Source organism: Pseudomonas sp. GD04091, from assembly GCF_029836165.1.
Lineage (GTDB): Bacteria > Pseudomonadota > Gammaproteobacteria > Pseudomonadales > Pseudomonadaceae > Aquipseudomonas.
On the sequence record NZ_JAOEBG010000002.1, the window covers coordinates 157,306 to 173,715 of the forward strand.

General features: G+C 67.0%; 14 protein-coding genes. 6 read left to right on the top strand and 8 right to left on the bottom strand.

Features of this window, described 5'->3' with window-relative positions; translation table 11 throughout:
• Positions 1–67: 67 nt before the first annotated feature.
• The 5 genes from N7422_RS03730 to N7422_RS03750 form a co-directional block, all read right to left on the bottom strand.
• Positions 68–1,462 carry a TolC family protein gene (locus tag N7422_RS03730; RefSeq protein ID WP_279805286.1) on the bottom strand — a complete coding sequence of 465 codons (1,395 nt, stop codon included), beginning with the start codon at positions 1,460–1,462 and terminating at the stop codon, positions 68–70.
• Positions 1,459–4,542 (bottom strand): MexW/MexI family multidrug efflux RND transporter permease subunit, encoded by a 3,084-nt coding sequence (locus N7422_RS03735; protein ID WP_279805287.1) that lies wholly within the window; start codon positions 4,540–4,542, stop codon positions 1,459–1,461. The genes N7422_RS03730 and N7422_RS03735 overlap by 4 nt, the downstream gene beginning before the upstream one ends.
• A gap of 18 nt (positions 4,543–4,560) precedes the next feature.
• Complete coding sequence (locus N7422_RS03740; RefSeq protein WP_279805288.1) at positions 4,561–5,655, bottom strand: efflux RND transporter periplasmic adaptor subunit; 1,095 nt, start codon at positions 5,653–5,655, stop codon at positions 4,561–4,563.
• A 14-nt stretch (positions 5,656–5,669) separates the two neighbouring features.
• A complete protein-coding gene (locus tag N7422_RS03745; protein ID WP_279805289.1) occupies positions 5,670–6,155 on the bottom strand; it encodes a DUF2165 family protein in 486 nt (161 codons plus the stop codon).
• A gap of 195 nt (positions 6,156–6,350) precedes the next feature.
• Positions 6,351–7,238 (bottom strand): EamA family transporter, encoded by an 888-nt coding sequence (locus N7422_RS03750; protein ID WP_279805290.1) that lies wholly within the window; start codon positions 7,236–7,238, stop codon positions 6,351–6,353.
• Positions 7,239–7,497: 259 nt separating this feature from the next.
• On the opposite strand from N7422_RS03750, the gene N7422_RS03755 reads away from it, so the two are divergent.
• Positions 7,498–8,895, top strand: coding sequence for a cytosine permease (locus tag N7422_RS03755; RefSeq protein WP_279805291.1), 1,398 nt, complete (start codon positions 7,498–7,500; stop codon positions 8,893–8,895).
• Positions 8,896–8,982: 87 nt separating this feature from the next.
• The gene (locus N7422_RS03760) at positions 8,983–10,290 is read left to right on the top strand and encodes a phosphate ABC transporter substrate-binding/OmpA family protein (protein ID WP_279805293.1); all 1,308 of its coding nucleotides are present in this window, start codon (positions 8,983–8,985) and stop codon (positions 10,288–10,290) included.
• Positions 10,291–10,295: 5 nt separating this feature from the next.
• Here the strand turns inward: N7422_RS03760 and N7422_RS03765 are convergent, their stop codons facing one another.
• Positions 10,296–11,630, bottom strand: a complete 1,335-nt coding sequence (locus N7422_RS03765) for an ATP-binding protein (protein ID WP_279805295.1) — start codon at positions 11,628–11,630, stop codon at positions 10,296–10,298.
• Complete coding sequence (locus N7422_RS03770; RefSeq protein ID WP_279805296.1) at positions 11,627–12,391, bottom strand: response regulator; 765 nt, start codon at positions 12,389–12,391, stop codon at positions 11,627–11,629. Before N7422_RS03770 ends, N7422_RS03765 begins: the two co-directional genes overlap by 4 nt.
• 105 nt (positions 12,392–12,496) lie before the next feature.
• Between N7422_RS03770 and N7422_RS03775 the strand changes: the two genes are divergently transcribed.
• The 3 genes from N7422_RS03775 to N7422_RS03785 all read left to right on the top strand — a co-directional run bounded on the left by N7422_RS03775 (position 12,497) and on the right by N7422_RS03785 (position 14,766).
• Positions 12,497–12,808 carry a hypothetical protein gene (locus tag N7422_RS03775; protein WP_279805297.1) on the top strand — a complete coding sequence of 104 codons (312 nt, stop codon included), beginning with the start codon at positions 12,497–12,499 and terminating at the stop codon, positions 12,806–12,808.
• Positions 12,805–13,464, top strand: coding sequence for a DUF3313 domain-containing protein (locus N7422_RS03780; protein ID WP_279805299.1), 660 nt, complete (start codon positions 12,805–12,807; stop codon positions 13,462–13,464). Before N7422_RS03775 ends, N7422_RS03780 begins: the two co-directional genes overlap by 4 nt.
• A 210-nt stretch (positions 13,465–13,674) precedes the next feature.
• Positions 13,675–14,766, top strand: coding sequence for a TerC family protein (locus N7422_RS03785; RefSeq protein ID WP_279805300.1), 1,092 nt, complete (start codon positions 13,675–13,677; stop codon positions 14,764–14,766).
• A 6-nt stretch (positions 14,767–14,772) separates the two neighbouring features.
• On the opposite strand, the gene N7422_RS03790 is transcribed toward N7422_RS03785, so the two are convergent.
• Positions 14,773–15,066: a DUF1330 domain-containing protein gene (locus N7422_RS03790; protein WP_279805302.1), complete on the bottom strand. Its 294-nt coding sequence runs from the start codon at positions 15,064–15,066 to the stop codon at positions 14,773–14,775.
• Positions 15,067–15,144: 78 nt separating this feature from the next.
• On the opposite strand from N7422_RS03790, the gene ribBA reads away from it, so the two are divergent.
• The gene (gene ribBA, locus N7422_RS03795) at positions 15,145–16,266 is read left to right on the top strand and encodes a bifunctional 3,4-dihydroxy-2-butanone-4-phosphate synthase/GTP cyclohydrolase II (RefSeq protein WP_279805303.1); all 1,122 of its coding nucleotides are present in this window, start codon (positions 15,145–15,147) and stop codon (positions 16,264–16,266) included.
• Positions 16,267–16,410 lie beyond the last annotated feature (144 nt).

A 16,410-nucleotide genomic window follows, 5' to 3' on the forward strand; every position in this document is an offset into this window, starting at 1 on the left:
TCCCCTGCAATCGCGAGGCAAGTCGCGGCGGCGAACCGCCCCACAGTCAAAACACCCTCAGACTCGCCTACGGCGCCTCACTGCCCCATCCCAATGCCTTGTACAAGGCAATCGCATTCAGGTACGAGGCCGTTTCCGCTTCCGCCAGCTCACGCTTGATCGAGAACAGCGCACGCTGGTTCTCCAGTACCGCGAGGTAGGTCCCGGCGCCACGCCGATAACGCTTGTTGGCGATGTCGATGGCCTCGCTGCCGTGCCCGGCGGACGCCACCAGGCTCTGCAGCCGCGACTGGTTGCGCACCAGTTGCGTCACCGCGTTCTCCACTTCCTCGCGCGCCTGCAGCACGGCCTGCTGGTAACGCGCCTGCCGGCCATCGGCCAGCGCTTCCCGGGCTCGCAGGCGTGCCCGGGCATTGCCCAGGCGCAGCGCCGGCCAGGTGACCACCGGGGCCAGCTCGTAGGCCCGAGCGGCGCTGCCCAGGTCGCCACCGCGCAGGGCGAAGAAGCCAATGAAACCGCCCAGGTCCAGGCGCGGATACAGCTCGGCGGTGGCGGCACCGACGTCCTCGGTGCTGGCCGCCAGCTCGCGCTCGGCGCTGACCACGTCGGGCCGCTGGCCGATCAGCGTATCGACGTCGCCCAGCGGCAGCTGGCGGGCCAGGGGTGGCAGGAACGGCGCCGCCCCCTGCTCCTGGCTGCCAGGCACCTGCCCGGTCAGCACATCGAGGCGGTAGCTGGCCTGCTGGATCGCCGCCTGCAACGGCGGCACCGCGGCCTCGCTGAGCAGCAGGTTGGCGTGGGCGTTCTGCTGATCCTCGTACTGGCCGCTGCCGGCACGCACCTGGGCAGTAGTCAGCTGCAGGGTTTCGCGCCAGGCCTCGACCTGGTCCTCGGCCACGGCGAGGCTGCGCTTGAGCCCCAGTTCGAGGTAATAGTTGCGGGCGACTTCCGCGGCGATGCTCAACCGGACCTGGCGCAGATCAGCCGCCGCCGCGTCGGCGCGAGCCTCGGCGGCATCGGTCAGGCGCTGCAGGCGACCGAACAGGTCGATCTCCCACTGCACGTCGAAACCGGCCCGATACTGCTCGCTGCGCATGCGCCGCGGATCGCCGCCATCGGCCGGTTGCTGCTGCTCCAGGCTCTGGGTGTAACCCGCGCGGGCGGTGATCCAGGGATAGCGGTCCAGGCTGCGGTCGTCGAACAGCGCCCGCGCCGCCAGCAGATTGGCATGGGCCTGGCGAATGTCGTGGTTGTTGGCCAAGGCCTGGTCGACCAGACGCACCAGCCGCGGGTCGTCGAAAAACCGCCACCACTGCCCGGGCATCTCGCCACGGGCGGCGAACGCCGTGCGCTGCGGGCTGTGCACGCCGCTGGCCGGCACCTGCGGCTGGCGATAGTCGGGGCCGACGCTGCAGGCCGAGACGGCCAGGGCCAGCAAAGAGGCGACGAATACCGGCTTCATGGCTGGCCCTCCAAGGTTTCGGCCAACGACCGGGCCCGCGCCGAGCGCGCCGTGCTGGCATGGTCGCGGGCCAGCAGGCTGTAGATGGTCGGCAGCACGAACAGGGTGAACAAGGTACCGACCAGCATCCCGGTGACGATCACCACGCCCAGCCCGAAACGGCTGGCGGCGCCGGCGCCGGAGGCGAACAGCAGCGGAATCAGCCCCACCACCATGGCCGCGGTGGTCATCAGGATCGGCCGCAGGCGGATCTGCGCCGCCTTGCCGATGGCCGTGCGCCGGTCCAGGTGCTGCTCGGCTTGCAAGGTGTTGGCGAACTCGACCATCAGGATGCCGTGCTTGCTGATCAGGCCGATCAGCGTCACCAGGCCGATCTGCGTGTAGATGTTCACCGTGGCCACCCCCAGGGCCAGGGGCAGCAACGCGCCGCTGATCGACAGCGGCACGGTGATGAGGATGATCAGCGGGTCGACCAGGCTCTCGTATTGCGCCGCCAGCACCAGGTAGATCACCACCACGGCGGCGAGGAAGGCCAGCATCAGCGCGTTGCCCTCCTGCTGGTACTGGCGCGCGTCCGACTGCCAGTCGACGCTGAAGCCTGCCGGCAGTTCGGCGGCCACCTGTTCGAGGAAGGCCACGGTGTCACCCAGGGTGACGCCGGCGGCCGGGATGCCCTGGAAGGTCGCCGCGTTCTGCTGGTTGAACTGGGTCAGACGGTTGGGCTCGACCTGCTCGCTGACCTGCACCACGGTGGACAGCGGCACCAGCCTGCCCTCCTCGCTGCGCACATACTGGCGGGTCAGGGCCTGCGGGGTCAGACGCTGGTCGCGCGGGCTCTGGGCGATGACGTCGTAGGAGCGGCCGTCGAGGCCGAAGCGGTTGAGGTAGTTCTCACCCACCAGCACCGCCAGCGACTCGCCGATGTCCTGCATGCGGATGCCCATGCTGTTGGCCTTGGCCCGGTCGACCCGCACCTGCACCACGGGGTTGTTGTAGTCCAGGTCGCTGTCGACCACGGCGAACAGGCCGCTCTGGCGCGCCTTGGCCTTGACCTGTTCCATGGTGTCGAACAGCACCCGGTAGTCCTGGGAACTGCGCAGCACCATCTGCACCGGCAGGCCACCGGTGGAGCCAGGCAGCGCCGGCAGCTGGAAGGCGAAGATGCTGGTGCCCTCGACATCGTTCACCGCCGCCTGCAGGTCGAGCTGGATCTGCGAGGCATTGCGCGCGCGCTCGTCCCACGGCTGCAGGTTGATGCCGCCAATGCCCGAGGCGATGCCGTCGCTGCCATTGATGATCCAGGTGCTGACGGTCTCCGGCAGCGTGCGATAGACCGCATCGAGCTTGTCGGCGAAGCGTTCGACATAGGCCAGGTTGGCGTGCTGCGGTGCCTTGATCGCGGTGAGCAGCCCGGCCTGGTCTTCGGTGGGCGCCAGCTCGCGCTGCGGCAGGCTGTACAGCAGCGGCAGGCTGACCAGCACCAGCAAGGCGAAGCCGACGCTGATCCAGCGGTGCCTGAGGGAGAACCCGAGCACCTGGGCATAGCGCTCGGCCAGCCAGTCGAAAAAGCGGTTGGCGGCGTGAGCCATGCGCCCTTCCGACTGACGCGCATCGAGCAGGTACGAACTCATCACCGGCGACAGGGTCAAGGCCACCACGCCGGACACCACCACCGCGCCCGCCAGGGTCAGGGCGAACTCGCGAAACAGCGCGCCGGTCAACCCGCCCATCATGCCGATCGGCGCATACACCGCAGCCAGGGTGATGGTCATGGCGATCACCGGCCCGGCCACCTCGCGGGCACCGATCAGCGCCGCCGCCACCGGCGTGCGCCCCTCCTCGATATGCCGGTGGACGTTCTCCACCACGACGATGGCATCGTCCACCACCAGCCCCACCGCCAGCACCATGGCCAGCAGGGTGAGCAGGTTGACGCTGAAGCCGAACGCCAGCATCAGCGCCGCCGCGCCAAGCATCGACAGCGGGATGGTCACCACCGGGATCAGCACGGTGCGCAACGAGCCCAGGCACAGGTAGATCACCACCACCACGATCGCCAGGGCCTCGAGCAGGGTCTTGCTGACCTCGTCGATGGAGGCCTGGATGAAGCGCGCCGTCTCGAAGGCAAGCTCGGCCTTGACGTCCGGCGGCAGGGTCTGGCGGATCTGCGGCAGCAACTGGCGGATGCCCTCGACGATCACCAGCGGGTTGCCGCCCGGGGTGGCGAACAGCCCCAGGTGTACCGCCGGCACGCCGTCCATGCTGGCGCTGGTCTCGGCCGAGGCCGCGCCGAGCTCGACGGTGCCGATATCGCGGATGCGCACCAGGCCGTTGCCGTCGTTGCGGATCACCAGTTCGCGAAAATCGCCGACGGACGTCAGGTCGGTATCGACGCGGATATTGGCGATCACGTACTGGCCCTTCACCTTGCCCGGCGCGGCCTGGTAGTTGTTGCGGCGCACCGCCTCGGCCACGTCGGCCGCGGTCAGGCCACGGGCGGCCAGGCGTGCCGGGTCGATCCACAGGCGCATGGACAGGGTCTGGCCACCGAACACCTGGACCTTGGCCACGCCTTCGATGGTGCTGAGCAACGGCTCGACCACCCGCGTGAGGTAGTCGGTCATGGCCGGGATCGGCAGGCTCGGGCTGGCGAAGCCGATATAGGCCACCGCCGTGGACTCGCCGGCAGAGCGCTCGATCACCGGATCGTAGGCGCGCTCCGGCAGGCGGTAGCGCACCTGGTTGACCTTGGCCATCACCTCGGTAAGGGCCTGGGTGGAGTCGCGGTTGAGCTCCATGCGCGCGGTCACCAGGCTGCGGCCCTGCACCGACGAGGACGACAGGTAGTCGATACCCTCCACCGACGACACCGCCTGGGCGATCGGCTGGGTGACGAAGCCTTGCATCAGCTCGGCCGGCGCGCCGGGGTATTCGGTGGTCACGGTGATGGTCGAGCTTTCCAGCAAGGGGTACTGGCGGATCGGCAACTGCAACAGCGACAGCAGCCCCAGCAGCAGGATCAGGGTACTGACCACCAGCGCCAGCACAGGCCGGCGCACGAACAGGTCGGTGAATGTCATGGCATGTTCTCGTGGGGGTCAGGCGCCGTTGGCCGGGGCTTGCAGGGTGTCTTCGGTGGCTTGCACGGCGGTGCCGTCGGTGAGCCGCAGCTGCCCGGACACCACCACCTGGTCGTCCTCGCGCAACCCCTGCTCGATCACCACCCGGCCGGCCTGGCGCTCGCCGGTGCGCACCGAGACCCGTTGCACCACGAGCGCGTCGGCGGCGGCGTCGTGCCGCGCGACGAACACCGTGTCGCCATAGGCGGTGTAGGCCACGGCGGTCTCCGGCACCGTCAGCACCTGGCCGACATCCGGGCTGGCGACCTGCACGCTGGCGTACATGCCGGCGGCAAGACGCGCATCGGGATTGGCCAGGGTGGCCTGCACCTGCACCGTGCGCGAGCGGCCGATCAATGGGTCGATGGCGGTGATGCGGGCGGTGAACGGCGTCTCGGGGAAGGCATCCAGGCGCACCTCTACCGCCTGGCCGGGACGCAGCTGGGCGCTGAGCTGTTCTTCGAGGGAGAAGTTGACATAGAGGCTGCGGGTGTCGATCAGGCTGACCACCGGATCGCCGACGTTGAGGTACTGCCCCTGGTTGACCCGACGGATCCCCAGGCGGCCGTCGAAGGGCGCGCGCACGGTCTTCTGGGCGATCACCGCCTCGGTGCGGGCCAGCTCGCCCTGAGCCATGTCGCGGGCGGCCAGGGCGTTGTCCAGCTGCTCCTGGGTGGCGGCGTTCTCGCGCAGCAGGTCCCTCACCCGGCGGTGGTTGATGCGCGCATTGTCGAGCTGCGCCTTGAGCCGCAAGCGCTCGGCCTGTTCCGGGGCGTCGTTGAGCGTGATCAGTACATCGCCTTTGCGCACCTGCTGGCCGGAACTGAAGTTGATCGCGGTGACTCGGCCACCGATCTCGGCCGACACCAGCACCTGATGCACCGCCTCCAGCTCGCCGACGCCGTCGAAGGAGCGCTTTTCCGGGGCCTTCTGCACCGTGGCCAGGGCAACCTTGACCAGCTGCCGTGGCGGCGTCGCGGTGGCCTGCGCGCGGCCATCATGCCGCCAGGCCAGGCCCCCGGCAGTGACCAGGGCCAGCACCAGGGCACTGGCGAATATCGTTTTACCGTTCATTGCACGACCTCGCCTCAGGCCCAGCCCAGGTTGAACAGGAAGAACGCCAGGAGCGCCCACAACACCAACACCAGATGGGTGAGCTGCAGGCTCTCCTGGCGTATCCAGTAACCGAACCACAGGCCACCGAGCAGCATGGCGAAGGTGAAGGCGAGGAGCGCGCTCAGCGCCAGGTTCAACCAGGCCCTGGCCATCAGCGGATCCTGGGCGATGATCAGCCCATAGCAGCCGATCCACGCCGACAGGCTGGCGACGATCTGCAGCAGCAGGATCACCAGCAGCGCGGCGCGCGCCAGCCCGACCGACTGGCAGGCTCTGCGCAGCAAGGGGAATTCGATGGCGGGCGGCTGGCGCAGCGGCGCCATCGCCAGGGTGGCGCCGATGGCACCCACGGAACTGGCGAAGGCCTGCAGGTTGTTCAGTACCGCGATGCTCAGCCAAAGCGCCAGGCCGACGGCCTGGGTGGCCTGGAACAGCCACAGGGAGGTGTGCAAATCCATATCAACGTCCGTATTGATGGCCTGGATCGAAGGCGTCCAGGCAATTACACAAGAAAGTGCTTGGATATTAATGGCAGCCTTGCCGATGCACAAGCGCTCCCATTACAGAAGCGCCGCCAAGACGGGGGATTGATGCGGGTCAGTGTCGCGACGATCTATCAGCGACACGCTGTCGCGCAGGGGCGCCAGAGGTGGCTATTGGGCGCTGGCGGCGCGCAAGCGCTGGCCCAGGCGCGGGCCGAACACATTGATCAGCAGCCCGAACATCACCAGCAGCGCGCCCCAGCCTTGCGCCTCGGTCAGGCGCTCGCCCAGCAGCAACGCCGAAGAACTCAGGCCGATCACCGGCACCAGCAGCGAGAACGGCGCCACCTTGCCCGCCGGATGGCGCGACAGCAACGTGCTCCACAAGCTGTAGCCAACCATGGTAGCGATGAAGGCCAGGTACGCCAGCGCTAGCACCGAGCTCCAGCCGATGTTGGCCAGGGCATGGCCGATCCGCTCGGGGCCCTCCAGCCACCAGGACAACGCCAGGAACGGCAGCGGCGGGATCAGCCCGCCCCAGATCACCAAGGCCACCAGGTCCACGTTGCCGAAGCGCCGGGTGATGATGTTGCCCATGCCCCACATCGCCCCCGCGCACAAGGTCAGCAGCAAGGCGATCAATGGCACATGCCCGCTGTCCTCACTGCCGATAACCGCCAGCCCGCTGGCCGCCACCAGCAGCCCGAGCACACTGGCCAGGCGCAGGCGCTCACCGAGGAACAGCGCGGCGAAGCCCAGGGTGAAGAACGCCTGAGACTGCAGCACCAGCGAGGCCAGCCCCGGCGGCATGCCGCTGTACATGGCCTGGAAGAGGAAAGCGAACTGCCCCAGGGAGATGGTCGCGCCATAAGCGATCAACCAGCGCCATGGCAGGTTCGGACGGCGGATCAGGAACACCGCCGGAAAGGCCACCAGCAGAAAGCGCAATGCCCCCAGCAGCATCGGCGGCAAGCCATCGAGGCCAACCTTGATGACCACGAAATTGACGCCCCAGGCGATGATCACCACCAGGGCGATCAGCAGATCCTTGAGTGGCATGGCACGCATTCCTTCTTCAGGCTTGTATTAGACATATTTCGTTACAGCATAAGGTCATTCCCAAGCCACGGACCAGCACAGTCGGACGACAACCTTGCGCAACAGTCGGCTGTGATGGCCGAAAAATCCGCTCGGCAGGGATCACAAGCTTCACTTGACCAGACTTGTATATACATGCTGATATCGAGTTTCGGCCATCGCCCTGCGTCCCGCCGATAGCCGCCGCCCTTCACAAAAACAACGAAGCGGAGCCTCCTCGATGTCCAGCAAACCCGTGATCGAGCGCCGCTCGATCGACTACATCCCCGAGTCTGAACGCCATGGACGGGTGTACAGCCAATTCACCTTGTGGCTGGGAGCCAACCTGCAGATCACCGCGATCGTCACCGGCGCCCTGGCCGTGGTCCTTGGCGGCGATGTGTTCTGGTCATTGATCGGCCTGTTCGTCGGACAGGCGATCGGTGGTGCGGTGATGGCCCTGCATGCCGCCCAGGGGCCACGCCTCGGGCTGCCGCAGATGATCTCCAGCCGCGTGCAGTTCGGGGTGTATGGCGCGGCCATTCCCATGGTCCTGGTATGCCTGATGTACCTGGGCTTCACCGCCACCGGCACGGTGCTCTCCGGCCAGGCCATCGGCCAGTTGCTGAACATCAGCGACAGCGCCGGCATCCTCATCTTCGCCGGGGTGATCGTGCTGGCGACCCTGGCAGGCTACCGAGTGATCCACTGGATCGGCCGAGTGGCCAGCGTGCTGGGGATCATTGCCTTCGTCTATCTGTTCAGCCGCATCCTGATGCTGGCCGACATCGGCCAACTGCTCGACAACCGTCACTTCAGCTGGGCCAGCTTCCTGCTGGCGGTGTCGCTGGCCGCTTCGTGGCAGATCGCCTTCGGCCCGTACGTGGCCGACTACTCGCGCTACCTGCCCAGCAACACCTCGCCGCTCAAGACCTTCCTCGCCGCGGGCCTGGGTTCGGTGATCGGTGCCCAGGCGTCGATGATCCTCGGCGTGTTCGCCGCAGCCATCGCCGGTGGCCAGTTCTCCGGGCGCGAGGTGGCCTACATCGTCGGCCTGGGTGGCGCCGGCACCACGGCGGCGCTGCTGTACTTCAGCATTGCCTTCGGCAAGGTGACCATCTCCACGCTCAACAGCTACGGCAGCTTCATGTGCATCGCCACGATCATCAGCGGTTTTCGCGGCCACCTGCAGATCAGCCGCGTCCAACGCCTGGTGTTCGTGCTCGGCATCGTCGGCGCGGCGACCCTGGTCGCCCTGCTCGGCCAGCATTCGTTCCTCAGCGCCTTCAAGTCGTTCATCCTGTTCCTGCTGACCTTCTTCGTGCCGTGGAGCGCGGTGAACCTGGTGGACTACTACTTCATCACCAAGGAGCGCTACGACATCCCGGCGCTGGCCGACCCCGAGGGCCGCTATGGCCGCTGGAACTGGCCGGGCATCGGGGTATACACCTTCGGCGTGCTGGTGCAGATGCCGTTCATCGACACCAAGCTGTACACCGGTCCGATGGTCGCCCACCTGGGCGGCGTGGATGTGTCGTGGCTGATCGGGCTGGTGGTGCCGAGCGTGCTGTATTACTGGGTGGCCCGCCGCCGGGCGACCGAGGCGCCGGCCAGCATCATCGTGCCAGGAACGCGCTGAGCCCGGCGCGCCGGCAGGGGCGCTGTCATTTTTCGGTCAAGCAACTGTCGTAATCTGCGGTGCAACTCTGTGCCAAAGGTCACCGGCATGCGCCGCCTGCTTCTCCTCCCGTTATGCCTGCTGCCGGGCCTGGCCTTCGCCGAGCCTGCGCAGCTGCGCATCCAGGGCTCCAATACCATTGGCGCCACCCTGGCCCCGGCGCTGGTCCGTGGCCTGCTGCAAGCGCAAGGCGCCAGTGCCATCGAAAGCCTGTCAGGCGCGGCGGCCAACGAGACGGTGATGCGTGCCCACGCTCGCGATGGCCAGCCCATGCGCATCGAGATCGCCGCCCACGGATCGAGTACGGGATTCACCGCGCTGGCCGACGGCGAGGCCGACCTGGCAGCCGCCTCGCGGCCAATCAGCGATCGTGAAGTCCAGCAGCTGCAGGCCTTGGGCAACCTGCGCTCGGCGGACTCCGAACAGGTGATCGGCCTGGACGGCGTGGCGGTGATCGTCCATCCGGACAATCCGCTACCGCAACTGAGCACCGCGCAACTGGCACAGGTCTTTTCCGGGCAGATCCAGCGCTGGGAACAACTGGGCGTGCCAGGCGGCGCGATTCACCTCTACGCCCGCGACGATCGCTCCGGCACGTTCGAGACGTTCCGCGCGCTGGTGCTGGAGCCGCAGCACAGCCAGCTGTCCGGCCAGGCCCGGCGCTTCGAGTCGGCCGATGCGCTGGCCGCGCAGGTCAAGGCCGATCGCCAGGCCATCGGCTTCAGCGGCCTGGCCACGCTGCATGGGGCCAAGGCCCTGGCGGTGGCGGAAGGTGACGCGCCGGCCCTGCCCCCCAGCCGCGCGCTGATCGCCAGCGAGGACTACCCGCTGTCGCGCCGCCTGTTCTTCTACCTGCCCGCCGCCGCCACGCGCCAGGCCCGGGCCCTGGCCGAGTTCGCGCAGAGCCCCGCCGGGCAGGCCATCGTCGCCAGACACGGGTTCGTCTCCCAGCAGATCAAGGCCTTGCCGGTCATGGTGCAGGCCGACATGCCACCACGCTACCGCACCCTGGCCAGCGAGGCTCATCGCCTGAGCGTCAACTTCCGCTTCCAGGAAGGCAGTGCCAGCCTCGACAACAAGGCCCTGCGCGATGTGCAGCGGGTCGGCGCCTACCTGCGCCAGGCCGGCAAGCTGCAGAGCAAAGCGGTGCTGGTGGGTTTCGGCGACCCCAAGGAAACCCCGGGGCGCGCCGCCCTGCTCTCGCGCCTGCGGGCCATGGCGGTGCGCCGTGAACTGGCGCGCGAGGGCGTGGAGTTCAAGGACGTGACCGGCATGGGCGACGAGCTGCCGGTGGCGGATAACGACCAGCAACAGGGACGCTTGCGCAACCGCCGGGTCGAAGTCTGGGTGTACTGACCTGCTCAGCGCGGATCCGGCAGCACCACCCGGGCCACCAACCCGCCTGTGCTGCGATTGCGTAAAGTCAGCTCACCCCCTTGCTCACGCACGCTCGCCCGCGCCGCCGAGAGGCCCAGCCCGACCCCGCCGGTGTCGCGGTTGCGTGACCCTTCCAGGCGGAAGAACGGGTCAAACACGCGCTCCAGCGCGTCCTCGGGGATACCGGGGCCCTCGTCGCTGATCTCGATGACGATGTCGCGCGCATCGTGGTGCAACGCGATGCAGGGATGGCGCGCATACTTCACGGCGTTTTCCAGCAGGTTGACGATCACCCGCTTGGTGGCCAGCGGGCGGCCGTGGTGCACCAGGTGCGCGGGGCCGCTGAAGTCAACGGCGATCTGCTGGTCGCGGTAGTCGTCGACGATGGTCTGCAACAGCTCCGACAGATCGTAGGCGGTACGCTGCTCGACCTGCGTGCCTTCGCGAAAGAACGCCAGGGCAGCGTTGATCATCGACTGCATCTCATCGACGTCGCGGATAAGCTTGCGCTGGTGGTCCAGGTCTTCCATGAACTCGCTGCGCAGGCGCATGCGCGTCAGCGGTGCGCGCAGGTCGTGGGAGATGGCCGCGAGCATCTGCGTGCGTTCGCGGATGAAGTGCTGGATCTGCGCCTGCATGGTGTTGAAGGCGACGATCGCCTGGCGGATTTCCTCGGGGCCTTCGACGGTGATGGGCGGTGCCTGCAGGTCACTGCCGAAGCGCCGCGCCGCGCTGGCGAAACGTTGCAACGGGCTGGCCAGCTGGCGTGTGGCAAGCCAGGCCACCAGCAACGTCGCCACCAGCCCCAGGCCGATGACCACCGCCAGGCGTGCCGCCGCGCTCAGGCCCCAGCTGCGCTCGGGCGGCACGAACAGCAGCCAGCTGCCATCGGCCAACGCGACCAGCGCCACGTAGTGCGCCTGGGCGCTGCCCTCTGGCCAGTCGCCCGGGTTGTACACCTCGATAGGGCGGGATGGCCCCAACAGCTGCGCCATCGCCGGCACCTGCCCCGAGCTGAGCGCGGTGCCCGGCCCAGGCAGGTCGAAGTCGCCACGCCGGGTGCTCCATGTCACCTGCAGGGTCGGCGTGCTGGCCGCCAGGGCCAGTTGCCCGCGCAACGCCGCCGGCGCGGTCTCGACCACCCGGGTGGTCACGGCGATCTGTTCGAGCAGGCCAGTCCGGTCGATGGGCGGACGCGCCCAGATGCCGGCGACCTGGACGAACAGGGCGTTGAGCGCCAGCGAGGCCAGCAACGCAGCGAAGATGGTCAGGGCGATCCGCCACCTGAGGGTGTCGCGGCGCAGCAGGCGGCGGATCACGAACGGGTCACCTTGGCGCAGAACAGGTAACCGCCATTGCGCACGGTGCGGATCAGCTCCGAGCGCTTGCTGTCCGGCTCGATCTTGCGGCGCAGCCGGCTGACCTGCACATCGATGCTGCGGTCATAGGCGTCGTGCCCCTGGCCACGGGTCAGGTCGATCAGTTGCTCGCGAGTGAGAATGCGCTGGGGATGTTCGAGAAACACCACCAGCAGATCGAACTCGGCGCCCGACAGCGGGATCATCACGTTCTCTGGCGAGCGCAGCTCGCGGCAGGTGATATCCAGATGCCAGCCGGCAAAGCCGATCACCGGCCGCACCAACTCGCCATGGGGCACAGGTTCCCGGGCGCGGCGTTGCACTGCGCGTAGCCGGGCCAGCAGCTCCCGCGGGGCGAATGGCTTGGTCAGGTAGTCGTCGGCGCCAAGCTCCAGGCCGACGATGCGATCGCTCAGCTCGGCCATGGCGGTGAGCATGATGATCGGCACGCCGACCTGCGCGCGTACCTTCTGGCACAGGCTCAGGCCACCTTCGCCCGGCAGCATCAGGTCGAGAATGATGGCGTCCGGACGCTGCCGGGCGATCGCCGCCCACATCGCCTGGCCATCGGCGGCCAGGTCGACCTCATAGCCTTGCTGGACGAAGAACTTCTTCAGCAAGGCGAGAATTTCCACGTCGTCATCGACGATCAGCAATCTGCTCACGTTCACACAGGTCCACGAAAAAAGGGCGACTCTAAAACCATTGCGGCGCCGGGTCATATATTTCAACCGTGCAACATTGCGTCGGCGCCGACATCAACCGGACATCATCAGGCAAACATACTCCCGCACCCTGCCGGCCTTCCACTATCGCAGGGCCAGCCCATGAAGATCGCCAACCGCAGCTCCCGCGCCGGGGAGCACGATTGCTCCTCGCCAATGATTCTCAGCCAACGCGCCACGCAGCGCGGTGACGACGCGTCGCTGGTGGTCCAGCAGGTGAGCCTGGCGCTCTCCGACGACAAGGAACGGATCACGCTGCGTCGCTATTTCGAACACTACGACCCTGCCTGCGGCGAATGGGTCGAGTACATCCATTCGGTGCCTACCCGCGAGCTGGTGCACTGGCTGATGGCCCAGGGCAAACTGCTCATCGAGTCGTCCCAGGGCGGACGTTACCCGCAGGCTCAGCCATGAGTCGCCGCCATGCCATCGCCCTCTTGTTCAGCGGCGCGCTGGGGCTTGCCGGCTGCAGCGGCAACCAGCTGCCCCCGGCTGGCTATCTGACCGACTACAGCGTGCTTGCGCCTCACCCGTCCCCCTCCAGCGGCACCTTGTTGAGCTGGGTCGACCCGAAGCTGCCCCGTGGTCGCTACATCCAGGTCTATGTCGCGCCGAGTCGGTTCTATCCGGCACCGGCGCCGAGCACGCGGATCCCGCAGGACACGCTTGACCAGATCACCCGTTACTACGACTCGGCACTCAGGCAGGAACTGGGCAAGGTGATGACCGTGGTCGATGCCCCGGGCCCTAACACCCTGGTGGTCAGGCCTGCGATTACCCGGGTCAGCGCCAACACCCAGGGCCTGCGCTTCTACGAATGGTTGCCGATCACCCTGGTCGCGGCCGGGGTGAGCAGCGCGGTCGGCGTGCGTGACCGCGACAGCCAGATCGCCACCGAGCTGTCGTTCGAGGCGGGCACCAGTGGCAAGGTCATCGCCGAGGCCATGCTCGCCGGTACCGGAACACCGCTGGAAAACGACCGCCAGGTGATGACCGCGGAAAACGTCAAGGCCGTGCTCGACGGCTGGGCCAGCGACCTGCGCCAGCTGTACGCGGCGAACCATCGATAGCAAAACGGTCCATGCGTGCGCTCTCCCTGTGGGCGCAAGCCTGCCCTCGATGAGGCCAATACAGGCAAAGAAATGTAACAGCCTGCCATTCGGCAATCCCGGCAATCGCGACTAGGCTCAAGCCCATGTGATGCCGGGCCCCTCTGACGGTTTGCACCGCCATGTCGGAATCACTGTTGCCATGCAACGTCGACATTCAAGGAGGGGCTCATGACGGCTCTGCAGACATTCCTCTTCACCCCATTCCTCGGCACCAGCGCCTGGTTGTGGCTGGTCTTCATCGTTATCGTCATCAGCTTGCTGGTCCTCGACCTCGGGGTGCTGCACCGCCAGGATCGCGAGATCGAGATGCGCGAAAGCCTGCTGCTCTATTCCGGCTACTTCAGCGTCGGCGTGCTGTTCGGCGTCTGGGTCTGGTACGAGCTGGGCGCGCAGTCGGCGCTGGAGTTCTACACCGGCTTCCTGGTCGAACAGTCGCTGTCGATGGACAACGTGTTCGTCATGGCGATGATCTTCAGCTTCTTCGCCATCCCCCGCCGCTACCAGCACCGCGTGCTGTTCTGGGGCATCCTCGGGGTGGTGGTGCTGCGGGCGATCATGATCGGCGTGGGTGCCGCGCTGGTCCAGCACTTCGCCTGGGTGCTGTACATCTTCGGCGCCTTCCTCCTGTTCACCGGGGTGAAGATGGCGCTGACGAAGGACGACAGCCACCCGGACCTGGCCAACAACCCGATACTACGTTTCGTGCGCCGGCACATGCGGGTCACCGATCAGCTGCACGGCCGGAATTTCTTCGTCCACCTCACCCCGCCCGGGGCGAGCAAGGCGGTCCGCTATGCCACGCCGTTGTTCCTGGCCCTGGTGCTGATCGAGCTGGCCGACCTGGTGTTCGCCGTCGACAGTGTGCCGGCGATCTTCGCCATCACCCAGGACCCGTTCATCGTCTACACCTCGAACATCTTCGCCATCCTCGGGCTGCGCTCGCTGTACTTCGCGCTGGCGGCGCTGATGCACCGTTTCGTCTACCTCAAGTACGCACTGGCCCTGGTGCTGATTTTCATCGGCTGCAAGATCTTCTACCACGGCCTGGTGGGCAAGGTGCCCGCCGCGCTTTCGCTAGGGGTGACCTTCGGCTTGTTGTTCGGCGGGGTGCTGCTGTCGCTGCTGCGCACCCGCAACCAACCGCCACCGGCTGCCGCGCAGGAAGCACCAGCCGAGCCGCTGCCCGCCACGGACAAGCCAGTGTCCACAGAGGCTGGCGACGACAAGCCGGAGAAGAAAGACCCGCACATGCGGGTCTGACGGCCGTCAGGGTGCAAGGCCCTCGACGATGATCACCTGCGCCGCCGCCACGCCCTGGCGATGGCGACAGGCCTCCTGATACAGGTCGGAGCGATAGCACGCCACGGCCTGTTCGTACGAATCGAACTCGATCACCACGCTGCGCTGCGGCGTCGCCCGCCCCTCCATCGCCTCGCTGCGTCCGCCACGGGCGAGGAAGCGCCCACCGAAAGCGATGAACGCTGCGGGGGCGCGCTGGGTGTACTGCTGGTACTGCTCGGGGTCGGTAACGTCCACATGGGCGATCCAGTAAGCCTTCATTCGTCGCGCTCCTGTTGCAAGGTCAATTGCGTATTATGGTATACCATAAAACTTTCCTGACCACCGCGAGCATGCAACATGGCCTTCAACAGCATCGAAGAACTCCTCGAGGACTACCGGCAAGGCAGGATGGTCCTGCTGGTGGACGACGAGGACCGGGAAAACGAAGGCGACCTGCTGATCGCCGCCGAGCGCTGCGATGCCCAGGCGATCAACTTCATGGCCCGCGAGGCGCGTGGCCTGATATGCCTGACCCTTACCGACGAGCATTGCCAGCGCCTGGGCCTCGAGCAGATGGTGCCGAGCAACGGCAGCGCGTTCAGCACCGCCTTCACCGTGTCGATCGAGGCCGCTTCGGGGGTCACCACCGGTATATCCGCGGCCGACCGGGCACGCACCGTGGCCGCCGCCATGGCCGCGGACGCCCGCCCTGAAGACCTGGTGCAACCGGGCCATGTCTTTCCCCTGCGTGCCCGAGAAGGTGGCGTGCTGACCCGCGCCGGCCACACCGAGGCCGGCTGCGACCTGGCGCGTCTGGCCGGTTTCATGCCGGCGTCGGTGATCGTCGAAGTGCTCAACGACGACGGCACCATGGCTCGACGACCGGACCTGGAGCGTTTCGCCGCACGCCACGGCATCAGGATCGGCACCATCGCCGACCTGATCCATCACCGGCTGAGCACCGAGCAGACCATCCGGCGTATCGGCGAGCGGGAACTGCCGACCGTGCATGGCACATTCCGCCTGGTCACCTATGAAGACCACATCGAGGGTGGCGTGCACATGGCCATGGTCATGGGCAGCATCCGCCGCGAACAGCCGATCCTGGTGCGCGTGCACGTGATCGACCCGCTGCGCGACCTGGTCGGTGCCGAGTACGCCGGCCCCGCCAACTGGACCCTGTGGGCGGCACTGCAGAAAGTCGCCGAGGAAGGCGCCGGGGTGGTGGTGATCCTGGCCAACCACGAATCCTCCCAGGCCCTGCTCGAACGCGTGCCGCAACTGACGCAGCCCGTACGCCCTTACCAGCGTGGACAGACCAAGGTGTACTCGGAGGTCGGCACGGGCGCGCAGATTCTCCAGGACCTGGGCGTGGGCAAGCTGCGCCACCTCGGGCCGCCGCTGAAGTATGCCGGGCTGGCGGGATATGAACTGGAGGTGGTGCAGAGCATTCCTTTCGAACCGGGGTCGATGGACTAGCCCTCGCCCTATCGTCGACAGCGGGGTGATGGCCGGTCAGTGCCAGGCTCTTGCGAAAAGTTTGGAATACCATAATATGACATTCCATAAGCCTTGAATCTGCCGGCCACACCTGCGATCACCGCTCGGCCACGCTCCACCCGT